At 53.6% G+C, this 17566-nt stretch carries 16 protein-coding genes; 11 read left to right on the top strand and 5 right to left on the bottom strand.

The annotated features are described in order from the left end of the window. The first annotated feature begins 2 nt into the window (after positions 1-2). The gene (locus tag ACFQO0_RS05670; RefSeq protein WP_382233038.1) at positions 3-1559 is read left to right on the top strand and encodes an amidase family protein; all 1557 of its coding nucleotides are present in this window, start codon (positions 3-5) and stop codon (positions 1557-1559) included. Positions 1560-1668: 109 nt separating this feature from the next. On the opposite strand, the gene ACFQO0_RS05675 is transcribed toward ACFQO0_RS05670, so the two are convergent. From ACFQO0_RS05675 to ACFQO0_RS05685, 3 genes are all read right to left on the bottom strand, one after another. Then, positions 1669-1968: a hypothetical protein gene (locus ACFQO0_RS05675; RefSeq protein ID WP_382233039.1), complete on the bottom strand. Its 300-nt coding sequence runs from the start codon at positions 1966-1968 to the stop codon at positions 1669-1671. A 78-nt stretch (positions 1969-2046) separates the two neighbouring features. Continuing rightward, positions 2047-2292: a hypothetical protein gene (locus ACFQO0_RS05680; protein ID WP_382233040.1), complete on the bottom strand. Its 246-nt coding sequence runs from the start codon at positions 2290-2292 to the stop codon at positions 2047-2049. A 51-nt stretch (positions 2293-2343) separates the two neighbouring features. Further along, positions 2344-3129 carry a 5'-3' exonuclease gene (locus ACFQO0_RS05685; protein ID WP_382233041.1) on the bottom strand — a complete coding sequence of 262 codons (786 nt, stop codon included), beginning with the start codon at positions 3127-3129 and terminating at the stop codon, positions 2344-2346. Positions 3130-3287: 158 nt separating this feature from the next. Between ACFQO0_RS05685 and ACFQO0_RS05690 the strand changes: the two genes are divergently transcribed. The 9 genes from ACFQO0_RS05690 to trmB all read left to right on the top strand — a co-directional run bounded on the left by ACFQO0_RS05690 (position 3288) and on the right by trmB (position 11337). Then, positions 3288-3836 carry a hypothetical protein gene (locus tag ACFQO0_RS05690; protein ID WP_382233042.1) on the top strand — a complete coding sequence of 183 codons (549 nt, stop codon included), beginning with the start codon at positions 3288-3290 and terminating at the stop codon, positions 3834-3836. A 119-nt stretch (positions 3837-3955) separates the two neighbouring features. Beyond that, a complete protein-coding gene (locus ACFQO0_RS05695) occupies positions 3956-4300 on the top strand; it encodes a DUF1840 domain-containing protein (protein WP_382233043.1) in 345 nt (114 codons plus the stop codon). Positions 4301-4681: 381 nt separating this feature from the next. After that, positions 4682-5998 (top strand): 16S rRNA (cytosine(967)-C(5))-methyltransferase RsmB, encoded by a 1317-nt coding sequence (rsmB, locus tag ACFQO0_RS05700; protein ID WP_382233044.1) that lies wholly within the window; start codon positions 4682-4684, stop codon positions 5996-5998. Positions 5999-6049: 51 nt separating this feature from the next. Continuing rightward, complete coding sequence (locus tag ACFQO0_RS05705) at positions 6050-6634, top strand: DUF4390 domain-containing protein (RefSeq protein WP_382233045.1); 585 nt, start codon at positions 6050-6052, stop codon at positions 6632-6634. Continuing rightward, positions 6631-8934, top strand: coding sequence for a sensor histidine kinase (locus tag ACFQO0_RS05710; protein ID WP_382233046.1), 2304 nt, complete (start codon positions 6631-6633; stop codon positions 8932-8934). Before ACFQO0_RS05705 ends, ACFQO0_RS05710 begins: the two co-directional genes overlap by 4 nt. A 59-nt stretch (positions 8935-8993) precedes the next feature. Further along, positions 8994-9710 (top strand): response regulator, encoded by a 717-nt coding sequence (locus ACFQO0_RS05715; protein ID WP_382233047.1) that lies wholly within the window; start codon positions 8994-8996, stop codon positions 9708-9710. Beyond that, positions 9707-10072 (top strand): GTPase, encoded by a 366-nt coding sequence (locus ACFQO0_RS05720; protein ID WP_382233048.1) that lies wholly within the window; start codon positions 9707-9709, stop codon positions 10070-10072. Before ACFQO0_RS05715 ends, ACFQO0_RS05720 begins: the two co-directional genes overlap by 4 nt. A gap of 193 nt (positions 10073-10265) precedes the next feature. Further along, entirely contained in the window at positions 10266-10523 is a 258-nt protein-coding gene (locus ACFQO0_RS05725) for a BTH_I0359 family protein (protein WP_382233049.1), read from the top strand. A gap of 118 nt (positions 10524-10641) precedes the next feature. Next, a complete protein-coding gene (trmB, locus tag ACFQO0_RS05730) occupies positions 10642-11337 on the top strand; it encodes a tRNA (guanine(46)-N(7))-methyltransferase TrmB (protein ID WP_382233050.1) in 696 nt (231 codons plus the stop codon). 21 nt (positions 11338-11358) lie between these two features. On the opposite strand, the gene ACFQO0_RS05735 is transcribed toward trmB, so the two are convergent. Beyond that, positions 11359-12570 carry an alpha-D-ribose 1-methylphosphonate 5-triphosphate diphosphatase gene (locus ACFQO0_RS05735; protein WP_382233051.1) on the bottom strand — a complete coding sequence of 404 codons (1212 nt, stop codon included), beginning with the start codon at positions 12568-12570 and terminating at the stop codon, positions 11359-11361. Positions 12571-12823: 253 nt separating this feature from the next. Here ACFQO0_RS05735 and ACFQO0_RS05740 point away from each other — a divergent pair, with 253 nt between their 5' ends. Further along, positions 12824-13591: a class II glutamine amidotransferase gene (locus tag ACFQO0_RS05740; RefSeq protein ID WP_382233052.1), complete on the top strand. Its 768-nt coding sequence runs from the start codon at positions 12824-12826 to the stop codon at positions 13589-13591. 119 nt (positions 13592-13710) lie between these two features. On the opposite strand, the gene metH is transcribed toward ACFQO0_RS05740, so the two are convergent. Continuing rightward, positions 13711-17487, bottom strand: coding sequence for a methionine synthase (gene metH / locus ACFQO0_RS05745; RefSeq protein ID WP_382233053.1), 3777 nt, complete (start codon positions 17485-17487; stop codon positions 13711-13713). Positions 17488-17566 lie beyond the last annotated feature (79 nt).

A 17566-nucleotide genomic window follows, 5' to 3' on the forward strand; every position in this document is an offset into this window, starting at 1 on the left:
CCATGAAACTCAAAGCCCTCGCCTTTTCCCTTACCGCTCTGTTGCAGCTTGGCGCCCAAGCGGCCCAGCCATTCCCCATTGAAGAAACGTCAATCAGTAAAATTCAAGCTGCCTTGAAAAGCGGCAAACTGAGTTGCACCGATTTGGTAGACGCCTATTTGGCACGCGTCGCCGCTTACGACAAACAAGGGCCTGTGCTGAACGCGGTCTTGACGCTCAATCCTGCTGCGCACGAGCTCGCGCTGGCCAAGGATGCCGAATTCAAAAAGACGGGGAAATTGAGCGGCCCCCTGCACTGCGTCCCAATCGCCGCCAAAGACAATTACAACACGCTGGACATGCCGACCACCGGAGGCTCAGAGGCATTGAAAGGTGTGCGTCCGGCGGTCGAAAGTACTGTCACGCGCAAATTGCGTGAAGCAGGCGCCATCATCTTGATGAAAACGAATATGCATGAACTGGCCTTGTCGGGCACGACCGTCAGCTCGCTGGGCGGCCAAACCCGCAATCCCTACGATTTGACTCGCACACCAGGCGGCTCAAGCGGCGGCACAGGCGTCGCCATCGCGGCTAACTTTGCCGCCGCTGGTTTAGGCAGCGATACAGTCAATTCGATACGCTCACCGGCATCAGCCAACGCACTGGTCGGTTTTCGCTCGACGCTGGGCCTGGTCAGCCGCGCCGGCGTGATGCCTGTGTCGGACACGCAAGACGTGGCTGGGCCGATTACACGCTCGGTCGCTGATGCCGCGATCATGCTTGATGTCATAGCTGGCTTCGACGCCGCTGATATACCGACCGCACGCGGTGCCAGCCATATTCCCAAAACTTATACTGCTTATCTTGATCCGCATGGTTTGAAGGGCGCACGCATCGCTGTACTGAAAAGCTTTTTGGGCACCAAGCCTGAACATGAGGAAGTCAACCTGGCAATGGCAAATGCAGTCGCTGCATTAAAAAAAGCGGGCGCAACTGTAGTCGAAATTGATGATCCGATGTTCGATGCCGGCGCGATCAATAATGACTACGACGTGCAAAAATGGGAATTCAAACCGCTATTCAATGCCTACCTGCAAAGTCTGGGGGATGCGACACCAGTGAAGACACTGAGCGAATTCATCGCGGCTGGCAAGTTTAACAAACCGACCCTCGAAAAATTCCTGAGCGCATCGAATGCAATTGAAACACCACGTGAGCAAAAGGAATACTTGCTGCGCTTGTCAAAGCTGGATGGCCTGCGTGATCGCTTGCTGATGCGCATGAAGGAACAGAACGTCGAGACCATCATCTATCCATTGCAGAAACGTTTGGTCGTCCCGATCGGCGAATTGAATCAGGCTGACCGCAACGGCATTCTGGCGGCGATGACCGGCTTCCCTGCATTCACCGTTCCCATCGGCTTTTCCAAACCAAGTGCCAACGCACCGATAGGTGTTCCGATTGGCATGGATATCATGGGTAAGCCATTTGACGAAGCGACACTGGTGAAAGTGGCTTATGCATTTGAGCAGGCAACCAAAGTTCGCAAACCGCCTAGCACAACTCCCGCCTTGAAATAGGCAGACGTACTAATGCTGTTGCGTATAACGATGAAAATACATCGTTGGCGCAACAGCACTTTTCAAACAATGGAAGTCAATCGACGAATCGCAGTACCAGGACGCTCAATCAAGGTGCATCAACTATTTCAGGCGCCCCAGTTGGGTAGGGATGGGAGCAATACACTTTGCCCGTTTTACCCTTCATATGTGCCTGCGGCCACGTACCCTTGATCTTGTAAAGTATCGCATTGGAAAACAACACCGGCCCTTCCACCACCTTGGGCTTTTTCAAGCCGCTTTGCTTCAAACAGGCATCGGCCGTTGTCTCGTATAAGACTTTCCACGCATCGGGGGATGAGGCAGATGCAATCCCCACCGCACTCCATCCCGCACAAGCAATAGCACCGCTAGTGATAATACGTCGCATCGTTAAGCGCATACCTGCCCTTTCACAGAGATCATAAAAATCTTTAACATGATGCGCCAACAAGCAAGTCGCACCTCTTTATCCCGCAGGAATAATGCTGGTTTCATACAAGCCCGCCAGCGGCTTTTTCTTCTTGGCCCACGCCACCGCTTCTTGCGCTTCTGCCAGTGTCATGATGGACGCTTTATCCCGATTGCGAATAAAAGATACACCTTCAAAAACACCTTCCTTGCTTCGCATTGCCTTGGCAAAAACAGGCAATTCTTTTTCGCCCGCATTGGTTTTGCATTGCTGGACGATATAGCGTTGATTGAGTTCAGTCATAAAAGTTCGATTTCAAAAAGTGTATGGTAACTAACGTGCTGTCATTGCACATCAAGTAGTTTGCATCGCGTCGAATGCCAGCATGTTCCACGTCACGCCCATCCTCACATCGGATTTCAACTCAACCAGTTTTCGCGATACCGCCAGCTGCGCACTATCCTTGCGCAAACGCTCGCCCAAGCTATCTTTCAAAATACCGGCACCTGCCATGATGCGGTCGATATCGCCGTAACTTTGCAACAACTTGGCGGCAGTCTTCACGCCAACTTTGGACACGCCGGGAATGCTATCTGATACATCGCCCATCAAGGCTAAAAGATCGGTCAATTTTTCTGGCGGTACGCCGAACTTATCTTCCACCCATTTGCTGTCGTGCCATTCGCTTTTGAAGTGATCCCACAACACCGCGCCGTGCGCAATCAGCACATGCAAATCCTTGTCGGTTGACGCGACGACTGCATCGCCGCGACCTTCTGCCAGCCAGCGCATCACAGCGGTCGCGATCACGTCATCGGCCTCCACCTCGGGCACCGACACCACCTTCAGTCCGAGTGTCGCCAGTTGGACGTAAAAATCCGGCAAGCGCTCGCGCAATACGTCTGGCATCGCTTCGCGCTTTTCACGATATTGCGGATACAAATCGTGACGCCACGTGTGGCCGCCAAAATCAAAGGCCGGCAATACATGCGTAGGCTGATGCATCGCCAGAAGTTTTTTAAACGAGGCGATCGAATGGCGCAGTGCCGACTCGGCCTTGGCTGATGAGTCGGGCTCCACATTTGCTTCATACACACGCCGCACGATGTTTAAACCATCGATCGCCAGCAGTTTTCCCATGAGATTGCCTTATGATAGGTTTGCAGAACTTTTCATTTTTGGAAGATTTTACTCGCCTTGCCGGAGCGGGCATCACCCGCTCCGCTTGCAAGAACGAGAATTGCAGCCCGATAGAGTGCAGGGTGTAACATAGCTGTCCCGCATACGCCTTCATCGCCATGATTTTTTCACCTACCCACTTGCGCAATACGGTTTTCATCGCCAGCCTTCTCTTGCTAAGTGCGTGTTCGCCCAAGTTCGATTGGCGCGAAGTGCGCAGCGAAACAGCATCTTATATCGTCGCGCTGCCAACCAAACCCACAACATACACCCGGAAAATCGATCTGAAAGGTATACCCGTCTCGATGACGATGATCGCATCCGAGGTCGATGGCATAACTTTCGCTGTAGGCAGTGCCGCGTTGCCGGACGCAGTGCAAGCGCAGGTTTCACTGATGGCAATGAAGACTGCGATGGTCAACAATATCGGCGGCAATATCAAGCAGGAAAAAGTGCTGACCATGCCGCAATCGATGAATAATCCGGGCACCGTGGCATTCACCGAGATTGAAGCCATCGGCGCGACAGCGAACGGTCAGAATCGCGTTTTGTTTGCGCGCTTTCTGGCAAAAGAGACGCACGTGTATCAACTGATCGTGATCGGTCCCGAGAAATCGGTCAGCCGCGATGTGGTGACGACATTTTTCTCTTCTTTCAAATTGAACTAGCGCACAAGCATTTCTGTCTTTACAGGTATATGCTGTTCACAAGATGCGACTGAACGGCGCTAGAAGCCATTTTGAAATCGTGCTATCGTTTTATCAGGCTCACAACAAGGAGGATGCTCATGTTAATTACGTTTAAATCCAAAGCGGCTGCCGAGGTCATGATGTATGAAGAACATGCCAAACGTATTCTCGATCTTCTGCATAAAGACCATAAACGCGGCGTCATTACCGCAGCAGAAACAGCCAATGCGATCAAATTACTGGAAAACGAAATAACCGAAAGCAAGGCCCATTACGCATCCGAAGCGGTACAACGCGATGTCGTCGCCCATCATGGCGAACAAGGCGACGACAATGAACACGAACAACCGGAGGCGGTGCATTTTTCATCTCGCGCCTACCCGCTGCTTGAAATGCTGCGCGCCGCACGAGAAGAAAACAAAGATGTGATGTGGGGCGTTTAATGTTCAAGTAACACCGCTGATACAGTCACACAGCAGGCGATACATGCATGTGTTTGCCTCGCGTCAATGAGGAAAGCGGGAGCAGTTTGCTGTTACGAAACTGACTTCCGCTTGAATCAAGCCTTCCCTTCGCAGTTCGATCATGACGCTTGCCGGTCGCATTTCGGTTAAATCATTGTCCTTATCCGGCAGGACACGCAAACCATAAACTTCCGCAATTTATCGCGCATAATGCGCGCGGACAGTCCGCTCCCGTTACAATCACGTCATTGAAAATCACGAGCATTGCATGATCATTCTTGCAAGTTGGCTCAGGCAGGAAGCCGCCCTGGACGATCATTGCATCGTGCTCGGCCTCACCCGCCCTAACGAAAACATAATGTGGCGACCATTCATTTAAAACCCGATTCACTTTCCTTTACTCTGCATGGTGCCGCACAGGCTGTCGCCGATGTCGGACGTGGCATCGCATTACCGCAATCGCTGGCGCGCATTTTTGCGCAAACCAATGCAACCCCACAAGCGCGCGGTGCCATTCAGGATATTTCGTATCACTGCATGCGCCATATCGGCCGTGCCGAAGCCTTGCTCAATGCAATGACGACCAAGCAAACCGACCCGGCCATTTTGCATGGCCTGTTGTGTTGTTCGCTCGCGCTGATTTCCGATCCTGAAGCAGCCACCTCGGGTGCGCGTTACAGTGATTTCACCGTGGTCGATCAGGCAGTGACAGCGGCCGCCGCAGATCCGGACATGGCGCATGCCAAAGGCATGGTGAACGCCATCTTGCGGCGCTTTTTGCGCGAGCGTGATGCGCTAATGAAAAGTGCAGCCGGCACGCAAATGGCAGTCTGGAATTATCCGGACTGGTGGATAGACCGGATGCGCTCGGCGTATCCACAAGACTGGCAATCAATACTGCAAGCCGGCAACGCCTCGCCACCACTGACCCTGCGTGTCAATCAGCGCAAAATCAGCGTAGCGGATTACCTTGCCATGCTCGCGCAACAAGACATCGTTGCCACACACATAGGTCCGGTTGCCGTGCGGCTCGCGCAAGCAACGCCAGTGAGTCAAATTCCGGGCTTCATCGACGGCCTGGTTTCGGTGCAGGATGCAGCCGCTCAGATGGCCGCACCTTTACTCGATGTACAAGATGGCATGCGTGTGCTGGATGCATGCGCAGCCCCGGGTGGAAAAACCGGCCACATTCTCGAAACAGCGCAAGTCGAACTGATCGCACTGGACAGCGATGAGCGTCGCATGTCACGCATCACTGAAAATTTGGAGCGCCTGCAGTTGCAGGCATCCTTGCTGACCGGAGATGCCAGCGATAACAGTTGGTGGGATGGCAAACCTTTCGACCGCATCCTGGCCGATGTGCCATGTACTGCATCCGGCATCGTACGCCGGCATCCAGATATACGCTGGCTGAGACGTAAAAGCGATACTGCACAGCTTGCAACAATTTCCGGCGAAATTCTCGACAACCTTTGGCAGATGCTGCGACCGGATGGTAAATTGCTATTTGTAACGTGCTCATTGTGGCCGCAGGAATCAGAAGCGCAGGCAGCTGCGTTTGCAGTGCGTAATAATGCGACGAGATTAACTGCTCCCGGCCAGTTGTTGCCGACCTCCAGTTTGGACAACGACCATGATGGCCTGTTTTACGCATTGTTTCAAAAATCCGGGATCTGACCTTTTTATGCAGCCTATACAATCCGCCATACGATTGCACTGTCATCACGCGTGAAACTACACTCTCCCACTTTCCTCTATTGGCTTTGCACCACCTTGCTGCTGGCGTTTTCGCTGCAGTTTGTGAATGCACGGGCAGCAGACGGCATCGAGATTGAGCAAGCACACCTGGAAGACAGCAGCGAAGGTTATCGACTATCGTCGACCTTTGCTTTCGATTTGAATCGTGGACTGGAAGATGCGCTGAATCGCGGCATCCCCTTATACTTTACGACCGAGATAGAAATCACCAAACCACGCTGGTACTGGTTTGACACAAAAGAAATCGTGGAATCGCAAACCATACGTATTTCCTACAACGTCCTCACGCGGCAATATCACGCCGCCATTACCGGACGGCTGCAGCAAAGCTTTCCGACGCTGGACGATGCCCTCTCTCTTGTTCGTCGTCCGAATCGCTGGGTAGTCGCCGACCGAAATGCATTAAAGGTTGGCCAGACTTATTCCGTGTCGGTCCGTATGCAACTCGATGTTGCCCAGCTTCCCAAGCCGTTTCAGGTCCATGCGCTCAATAGCAGCGACTGGCGCCTGACTTCGAACTGGAAGCACTTTCTCTATACGGCGGAACGGCAGTGACCAGGTTACTTCGGTATTTGCTGATAGTTGGCGGCGCCGTTATCAGTATCCTTCTATTCCTGCTGGCCTCCGCGTCAGAAAACTCCAACCTGTTCGAACGCAATTACCCGTGGCTGCTGATTCTCAATGCAGTCGTTGCCGCGGCATTGCTGATGCTGGTTACATTGTTGCTGATACGTTTATACAAGCGCTATCGGCGCGGCAAGTTTGGCTCCAGGTTGATGGCAAAATTGGTGCTGCTGTTTGCCATGATCGGCATCTTGCCAGGCGCAGTGATTTATACCGTCTCCGTGCAATTTGTTTCGCGCTCGATAGAATCATGGTTTGACGTACGGGTTGAATCCGCACTGGAAGCCGGTCTCAATCTAGGTCGTGCCGCACTCGATTCTTCTCTGGATGAATTACGCGTCAGGGCGCGCAACATGGCGCTGGAATTATCCGATTCATCCGAAGCCAACCAGATCACCCAGTTGTCGCGCATACGCGACCAAAACCTGTCGCAGGAAGCTGTCATCGTGACCGGCAACGGCCAGATGGTGGCAAGCTCCGGCTCACAGCTCAGCGCCTTCCTGCCCGACTTGCCTACTGCGGCGATGTTGCGCCAGGCCAGGCTGACGCGTGGATACGCAGTTATCGAAGGTAATACCGATTTTCAGGACAACAGCCCGGCTGTCAGCAACGCAACGACCAATACAATCACCACCCCTGCAGCCAACCCAGGCAACAGTTTGCGTTTGCGCGTTGTCGTCGCGATTCCGAGTGCAAGCAGGACCTTATCCTTTCAAACCGAGCCACGTTATCTGCAACTGCTGCAACCAGTGCCGGAACAACTGGCAACCAATGCAGAAGCGCTACGCGTGGCCTACAGTGAATATCAGGAACGCTATATTGCGCGCACAGGACTGCGCAAAATCTATATCGTGACCTTGACGCTCACCCTACTGCTGGCCATCTTCGGCGCGATTGCCGGTGCATTTTTGATCGCCAGCGATCTGGCCAAACCACTGCTGTTGCTGGCGGAGGGCACCAAAGCTGTGGCCGAAGGCAATCTGTCGCCCAGACCTATTATTGCAACCTCGGATGAGCTCGGCACCCTGACACAATCCTTCAACACCATGACACGCCAGTTGTTCGACGCGCGCGCATCGGTAGAAAAAAACCGCAACGAACTGGAAAACGCCAAAGGTTATCTGGAATCCGTACTCGCCAATATGTCGGCGGGTGTGATGGTGCTCGACCGCAATTTCAGACTCGTTACCTGCAATGAATCGGTGGAACGCATTCTGGAGCATGACTTCGCCCAGCATATCGGCAAACCCATCAAGGAGATTGATGGCTTGAGCGCATTCGCGCACGTAATCACGCAATCGTTTTCCGAACAAAGTGCGCAGTCGGCAGCGGGCGGCGTCGGTGCCGAGAATCTGCATTGGCAACATCAGATCGATGTGCCGCGCCGAATGGGCGGGCCGGAAGCGGAAAACGATATTTCATTGCTGGCACGCGGATCGCGCCTGCCGGCCGCGAGGGACAGCGGTTATGTGGTGGTATTCGATGACATCTCCGACGTGATTTCTGCGCAGCGCTCGATTGCATGGGGCGAAGTAGCGCGACGCCTCGCGCATGAAATCAAGAACCCGCTGACCCCGATACAACTGTCGGCCGAACGCCTGCAGATGAAACTCGAAGGCAAGTTGAGCGAGCCGGATGCCAAAATACTGGAGCGCAGCACTGCGACTATCGTCAATCAGGTTACTGCGATGAAGCGCATGGTCGACGATTTCCGTGACTATGCAAAGACACCGCCAGCAGTGCTGTCCGAACTCGATCTGAATGCACTGATAGAAGAAATTCTGCATCTGTATCTCGCTGGCGATGAGCGCGATATCATTTACGCCAATTTAGGTGATGGCTTGCCGCATGTAATGGGCGACCCTACACAATTGCGCCAGGTCATACACAATCTGCTGCAGAATGCGCAAGACGCGGTCAGTGACCGCCCAAACAAAGACACCCCTGCCCGTATTGATATTATTACGGAAGAAATTCATTATCGCAGTTCGGATGGCACTGTCAGTAACGCAGTGCAACTGTCCATTACCGATAATGGCCCGGGTTTCTCTCCGAAAATTCTGGCACATGCATTTGAACCCTACATTACGTCCAAACCACGCGGCACTGGCCTGGGCCTTGCTATGGTGAAGAAAATTATTGAAGAACACGGCGGCCGTATCGATGTCAAAAATCGAACTACCACGAATGGTGCAAAAGTGGCAATTTTGCTGTTAAAGTTAGCCTCTTGAAAAAGTCCGAACTACAAGGCTTGGATAGAGGGTGACACTACGTTGAGGGAGGTGAACAGATGGCAAACATTCTAGTTGTTGACGACGAAATGGGAATACGCGAATTGCTCTCCGAAATTCTGGGGGACGAAGGTCATGTCGTGGCAACAGCCGAGAACGCCCAGCAAGCACGAGAACTGCGCGCTGCAGCAAAACCTGATCTGGTTTTGCTTGATATCTGGATGCCAGACACGGACGGCGTCACTCTGCTCAAGGAATGGCAGCGCGATGGTTTGCTGACGATGCCTGTGATCATGATGTCGGGACATGCGACCATCGATACTGCAGTCGAAGCAACCCGCATCGGTGCGCTCAACTTCCTCGAAAAGCCTATCTCGTTGCAAAAGCTTTTGAAAGCTGTGCAACAAGGTATTTCGCGCGGACAGGAAGTCACCCGCGTAGCAGCCATCCCCGTGCGTGCGCCTATCGCCTCAATCGACCCCCACCATCTGGCTAATGATAAAAATCTGCCGCCAGCAACCGGCATCGCTTACCAGCAAAGTATTCCGGCATCGCTAATGTCGGCCGATACCCAATTTTTTACTGCCTCGTTTGAATTGCCCTTGCGCGAAGCACGCGATGCTTTCGAGCGCGCCTACTTCGAACATCATCTGGGACAGGAAGGCGGCAGCATGACGCGCGTAGCGGAAAAAACCGGACTGGAACGTACACACCTGTATCGCAAGCTCAAGCAGTTGGGTGTAGAGCCGGGCAAGATTGCAAAAAAAGGAATATGACACTGACATCCCTGGTGATGGGCGCGCGCGCCAAAGACCGCGAAGCCGTCATTCTCAGCAACCTCAATCCCAGCCTGCAGACCGCGATTATTCTCGAAGGCCTGCCAGACGGCAACAGTGCAATCGATACTCTGGCGTCCAGCCCCAATCTGACCATTGTCCGCATTGCGCCAGGCTGCATGTGCTGCGTTGGCAACATGATCATGCGCGTACATTTGAATCGCATGTTGCGCACCCAGCCAGAACGACTTTACATCAGCGTTGCCAATAGCGAACACATAGACCAACTTCGCCTCTTTCTCTCAGAAGCACCTTACGACAGCTTGATGTCGCTCACAGATGACATAGTGTGTAATGCATAACTAAACAACAATGAAAATAACCATGTTGTTTTAGTCACATTGTTAATCATCGTTAGTTCTGCTCAATATTTGCTGTTACAAGCCGTTACCAAGTTATGAACCAGCGATTTGGTTCAGGGCTTGAAATTTTTCCAATCTGCGCCATTTCTCTATCAACGCAATGATTTCATTGCATTGGCAACAGGAGATTCATATGAACGTTATCTACAACAGCGATCAGTACAGCGTAGTGGAATTCGGTGCGGATGCCGATCAGGATGCATTGCGTTTCGGCGGTTATGAAATCATGGATAAACCATCCAAGCGAGAAGTATTCATCGCGGGTGCACTGGCAGAATCGTTTCGCCGCGAAGTGAAGGATTTGATCGCCACCGAACCAAGCGTGGAAGAGATTGATGATTTTCTCGGCAACTATGATCCATTCATGAGCCAGGCTGTCGTCTTTCACTAAGCATGCTTTATGTCAGCAAAAGCGATCCGCAGGGGTCGCTTTTTTATTGCCTGACTTTCATTTATCATTCGACATCCCAAAAGCATAACCCCTCGATTTTCTTTACCGTGCTATCGCGATGCATGCGAACTCCCATCAAATAAGCAGCAGTCAAAGCAACGTGCACAAAGACTTGAACGCACTGCTGCTCAAGCACCTGACACACCCGTTTCAAAAACCCGTTACTGATTACAATCGCGCTGCGTTCGAACGCAGCATTGATGCCTGGCGGGCTGCTGGCGCAAAGCCGTTGATACTGGATGCCGCTTGCGGCGTGGGCTTGTCAACCTTGCATCTGGCAACGCAATTCCCCGATCATTTTGTAATCGGCGTCGATCAATCCGCAGATCGGATCGCTCGCAATACGCAATGGCCGCAAGCGCTGCCACACAATTTCACGCGTGTGCGAGCCGATCTGGTTGATTACTGGCGGCTGCTATTGCACAGCGGGATACGACTGGAGCGACATTACATCCTGTATCCCAATCCGTGGCCGAAGATAGGGCATCTGGCGCGGCGCTGGCATGGGCACGCCATTTTTCCAACGATTATTGCGCTGGGTGGCACGCTGGAATGTCGCAGCAACTGGCGCATCTATATTGAAGAATTCCGTACGGCATTGGCGCTGGTAACGCAGCAGCAAGTTGCTTGCCTGCCTTACGTACCGCAACAGGCGATTACGCCGTTCGAGCAAAAGTATCAGGCATCAGGACATGACATATGGCGTTGCCGGATAGAACTTGCGCAAAACACCGCTACAAGACTTGCCGACTAAGACAAGGAGCTACGCGCGCCCTCAGGCCGCCAACTCATGCGACTGCGGCATGTGCAAACGCGCAGGATCTGCACAGTAGGCGATTTTGCCAGCCGCAATCGTCGCTACCAGACGCGCGCTGCCTGCCGCTGACACATCCACCATCAGCATATCGGCACGGCCGCCATCACGTATGTGTCCGCGATCTTCCAGACCCAAGGCACGGGCCGGATTTTGCGCCACCAGACACCATGCCTGCGCCAGTGTGCACAAGCCAAGATGTGCCAGCTTGAAGGGCGCATGCAACATCGCCGGATAATAATAATCGGAAGCCAGCATGTCGCACATGCCGCTCCTCACGGCATCTTCGGTCGCCAAGCCACCGCAATGGCTGCCGCTTAACAAGACATTCGGTGCGCCCATGACCACCTGATTATCCAACCCCATCGCCGTCAAAATTGCCTCCTGCGTGCGGGGGAATTCGCTGATGGTCACGCCTAATTCCTGATAGCGCTCCCTTTGCAGGAACGTCTGGTCGCCGTGCGAAGCCATAGGCACGCCCCGAGCACGACAGGCTTTGGCAAGAGTGGCGACGACATACGGCACTTGATCAGAGCGCTCCTGTGCTTTTTTCAAGCGACGCAGATAGGTCTGCGTATCGCAACGTGCGCGCTCGCTATAAGTAGCCAATTTTTCCGGTGACAGGGATTTTTCCGCAATCGCAGGCAGATGCTCATTAAAGGCGAGGAAATCAATGCGCCCCTGATGTATCCATTGCAAGGCATCGGCCAGGCCATCGATATGATGATTTTCAAAACGTAAATGAATGCGGTGATCGGCATGGTTCATCTTGCGTTGCCGAGCGACTTGTTCCAGCAGAGCGATCGCGGATTCCCGTCCGCGCAAGCCGCCTTCCCACGAATACGTCAGCCCATGGCAGGCCGTCGTAATACCGTTGGCGACTAACTGACGATCCGTATCAGCCAGCGCGATCTCATGGGAAAAGAAGGCATCTGCCCTCGGTTGCAATTGCCGCTCGAAGGCATCGCCATGAATATCCACCATCCCGGGCAACACCAGCAAGCCACCGGCATCAAATACCGTCGGTGGGCGAGCTGCATGGTTCGGCGTCGCTGCAATGCTGTCAATGCAGGTATGCGAAGTGGCGATTGCCCTAGTGCTCCAGTTCGTTACGCCCTGCGCATTTTGTACAAGACTGGTACCACCCTGGATCAGTAAATTTCGCACGCTCATGAGTCACCCGATAGATAAATTGATAGGGCTCATGCTAGTTGTCGATTATGACCGGACTTTGACATTCCAATTCCGACTCGACAAGTGATCGATATTTCAATGTTTTATGCGGAAAACACCACAGATCGGCCGTGGTCAAAACCTCGCAGAAATTCCGGACCAACGTTGAGCATGAGGCGAGTCGTGATACTGTGTTGAAAAACCTGCGCAACAAAAGCCAGCCGCTTTACATCACAAATAATTACGGAAATACATGTGTCAGCTTCTTGGAATGAATTGCAATGTTCCCACCGATATCGTGTTCAGCTTCACCGGCTTTGCCACACGCGGCGGCCGCACCGATAATCACAACGACGGGTGGGGCATTGCCTTTTTTGAGGGCGCAGGCGTGCGTCATTTTGTCGACTACCAATCCGCCACCGAATCACCGGTTGCCGAACTGATACGACGCTGCCCGATTAAATCAAAAAATGTCATCGCCCATATCCGCAAGGCGACGCAAGGCCGCATCGCGCTTGAGAACTGCCATCCATTCGTGCGCGAATTATGGGGTCGCTATTTCGTCTTCGCCCACAACGGCGACCTGAAGGATTTCAATCCGGAATTGAATGGTCCATACCAGCCGGTAGGCAGCACCGATAGTGAAGCGGCGTTCTGCTACATCCTGCAGGAACTGCGCCGCCGTTTTGACGATGCCTTGCCGACACTGCCGCAACTGACCGCCGCAATCGAAGCACTATGCAGCAAGATTGCCGTGCACGGCACCTTCAACATGATGCTGTCGGATGGCTCGGCGCTATTTGCGCATTGCTCGACAAATCTGCATTACATCGTGCGGCAATATCCGTTTGCCGAAGCCGTGTTGTGCGATGAAGACATGAAAGTGGATTTCTCGGAAGTAACCACGCCGAATGATCGCGTCGCCATCATCGTTACCGAACCATTAACGACGAATGAAACATGGGTGGCATTCAAGAGCGGTGAATTAAAAGTATTCATCGACGGTTTGCCGCTGGCTTAAGCGCGGCCTCTTGCCCTGTTGGCAATCAAACCCGACAAGACATAAAAAAAGCTGCAAACTTTTTGCAGCTTTTTTGTTGGGCGACTGTTGGGCCACCGCGTGTCGTGCGATGAGTCGGATTACGACAAGTTGGGCGCCAACCAGCGTTCCACATCCTCTTTCGACGCACCTCGACGTTTCACCATATCGCTGACTTGATCGTTGCCGACTTTGCCGACGACAAAGTATTTCGCTTCCGGATGGGCAAAGTAGAAACCTGATACCGCGGCGCCCGGGAACATCGCAAACGAATCGGTCAGCATCATGCCGATTTCTTCCGCCTGCAAGATGTTGAACATATCGGCCTTGACCGTATGTTCGGGACAAGCCGGATAGCCGGGAGCAGGACGTATGCCGGAATATTCTTCCTTGATCAAGGCTTCATTACTCAATTGCTCGTCGCTGGCGTAGCCCCACAAATCCTTGCGCACGCGCTCATGCAAATGCTCGGCAAATGCCTCGGCCAGACGATCGGCCAGCGACTTCAGCATGATCGATGAGTAATCGTCATGCGCATCTTCAAAGCGCTTTTCGTACTTCTCGATGCCGAGGCCGGCAGTCACGGCAAACAAGCCGATGTAATCCGCCACGCCGGATGATTTCGGCGCAATGAAATCGGCCAGACATTGATTCGGGCGGGCCACGCCGTCGATCACCGGCTTGACGGTCTGCTGACGCAAGCCGTAATAGGTAAACGCAACCTTGGTCCGCGTTTCATCGGTGTAGACTTCAATGTCATCATCATTGACGCTGTTGGCAGGCAGAAGGGCGATCACACCATTGGCGGTCAGCCAGCGTCCGTCAATGACCTTCTTCAGCAAGGCCTGACCTTCGACAAAAACCTTGGTCGCCGCATCGCCGACCACCTCATCGTTCAGAATCGCGGGGTAAGGGCCGGCGAGGTCCCAGGTCTGAAAGAACGGACCCCAATCGATGTATTGTGCAATCGTCGCAAGATCAACGTTCTTGAATACGCGACGACCTATGAATTTCGGTTTGATGGGTGCGAACTTGCCGGTGAAATCGAGTTTTGTTTTATTCGCACGCGCATCCGCCAGACTCAACATGGGCACCGCTTTTTTATTGGCGTGCTGCTCGCGTATGCGTTCGTAATCAGTCGCGATTTCGGCAATGTAGGCATCGCGATGCTCGGGCGTCAGCAATGATTGGGCGACCGAGACCGAGCGCGATGCGTCCGGCACATAGACCACCGGACCGTCATAGTTATGCGCGATCTTGACTGCGGTATGCGCCCGACTGGTGGTCGCGCCACCGATCAGCAGGGGCACTTTCAGACCACGGAAATATTCGTCGCGCTGCATTTCCTTGGCAACGTAAGCCATTTCTTCCAGAGAAGGCGTAATCAAACCCGACAGACCGATGATGTCGGCATTCTCTTCCTTGGCCTTCGCCAGGATTTCCGAACACGGTACCATCACGCCCATGTTAACGACTTCGAAGTTATTGCATTGCAGGACGACCGACACGATATTCTTGCCGATGTCATGCACGTCGCCTTTGACAGTGGCGATCACGATCTTGCCTTTCGGCTTGCTGACGATGCCGGTCTGCTCTTGCAGCAAGCGCTTCTCTTCTTCAATGAATGGAATCAGATGGGCGACTGCCTGTTTCATCACACGTGCGGACTTCACCACCTGCGGCAAGAACATTTTGCCCTGGCCGAACAAGTCGCCGACGATGTTCATGCCGTCCATCAATGGACCTTCGATCACATGAATAGGCCGCCCGCCATTGCCCAGTAATTCCTGCCGCGCTTCTTCGGTGTCTTCGACTATCCATTGCGTGATGCCTTGTACCAGCGCATGCGCCAGACGCTGCTGCACGGTGCCGCTGCGCCATTCGAGCGTGGCTTCTTCTTTCTTGTCGCCGGCCTTCAGCGTCGACGCGATTTCGATCATGCGTTCGGTCGCATCTTCGCGACGATTCAGTACTACGTCTTCGACACGTTCTTTCAACTCTGGCGACAGGTTGTCGTACACGCCCACCATGCCGGCGTTGACGATGCCCATCGTCATGCCGGCCTTGATCGCGTGATACAGGAACACGGTGTGGATTGCTTCGCGCGCCGGATCGTTGCCGCGGAAGCTGAAGCTGACGTTGGAGACACCGCCGCTGATTTTTGCGTGCGGCAGATTCTCCTTGATCCAGCGTACCGAATTGATGAAGTCGACCGCGTAGTTATTGTGTTCTTCAATGCCGGTCGCGATCGCGAAAATATTCGGATCGAAGATGATGTCTTCCGGCGGGAAATCCACTTCCTTGATCAGCAAGTTGTATGCGCGTTCGCAGATTTCGATCTTGCGTTCGAAGGTATCGGCCTGACCTTTTTCATCGAAGGCCATCACGATCACGGCCGCGCCATAACGACGACACAGCTTCGCTTCATGCAGGAATTTCTCCTCGCCCTCTTTCATCGAGATCGAATTGACGATCGCCTTGCCCTGCACGCACTTCAAGCCGGCTTCGATCACCGACCATTTAGACGAATCGATCATGATAGGTACGCGTGCGATGTCCGGTTCGGACGCCACCAGATTCAAAAAGCGCGACATCGCCGCTTGCGAATCGAGCATCGCTTCATCCATGTTTATGTCGATGACCTGCGCGCCGTTTTCAACTTGCTGGCGTGCGACCGCCAATGCTTCATCGTATTGCTCGTTGATGATCAGACGTGCAAATGCTTTCGAGCCGGTAACGTTGGTGCGCTCACCGACGTTGACGAACAACGATTGATCATCGATCACAAACGGCTCGAGGCCGGACAATTTCATGGTCGGCGCAACCGATGGCACCAGCCGCGGCTCGATCGTCTTGACCGTTTCTGCGATCGCCCGGATATGGTCAGGCGTGGTACCGCAGCAGCCACCAGCGATATTGACGAAGCCGCTTTCGGCGAAGTCCTTCAGCAGCGACGACGTCACATCCGGCGTCTCGTCGAAACCGGTATCGCTCATTGGATTCGGCAAGCCCGCATTCGGATAAATGCAGACATAGGTATCGGCGATCTTCGACAATTCTTCCGCATACGGACGCATCAACGCCGCACCAAGGGCGCAATTCAAACCCACTGTAAGCGGCCGCGCATGACGAATCGAATGCCAGAATGCAGGCACCGTCTGGCCTGACAGAATGCGGCCCGATGCATCGGTCACGGTGCCGGAAATCATGATCGGCAAACGCTTGCCAGACTCCTCGAAAAACTGATCGATCGCGAACAGTGCGGCCTTGCAGTTCAGCGTATCGAAAATGGTTTCAACCAGCAGCACATCGGCACCGCCTTCAACCAGCGCGCGCGTCTGATCCAGATACGCAGTGACCAGTTGATCGAAAGTCACATTGCGTGCGGCAGGATCGTTGACGTCCGGCGAGATCGATGCCGTCTTCGGGGTCGGCCCCAATGCACCGGCGACAAAGCGCGGCTTGTCCGGCGTCGAATACTTGTCGCAAGCTGCGCGCGCCAGGCGCGCCGATGCGACGTTCATTTCATAAGCGAGATGACCCATGTGGTAATCGTCTTGCGCCACGGTGGTCGCACCGAAGGTATTGCTTTCGATCAGATCGGCACCTGCCGCCAGATACTTTTCATGAATTTCGCTGATGACATGCGGCTGCGTCAGCGACAGCAATTCGTTATTGCCTTTGACGAACAGTTCACGACCGGCTGGCACATGCACACCAGCCGCAGCCAGATCTGCAAAACGCGTGCCGCGATAATCCTCTTCCGTCAGCTTGTATTGCTGAATCATGGTTCCCATCGCGCCATCCAGAATCAGGATGCGGCGCGCCATCAGGTCGCGCAAGAGAGTTTCGGTCGGGGAGATAGCGTCGCGTTTCATTGTGAATTCTTTATTGATCGTTAACGTTTCTATGCATAAATGCAAAAACCCGGTCTGCAGAACGGGACCGGGTTACCAA

The organism is Herminiimonas aquatilis (genome assembly GCF_042665175.1).
In the GTDB taxonomy this organism is placed as follows: domain Bacteria; phylum Pseudomonadota; class Gammaproteobacteria; order Burkholderiales; family Burkholderiaceae_D; genus Oxalicibacterium; species Oxalicibacterium aquatilis.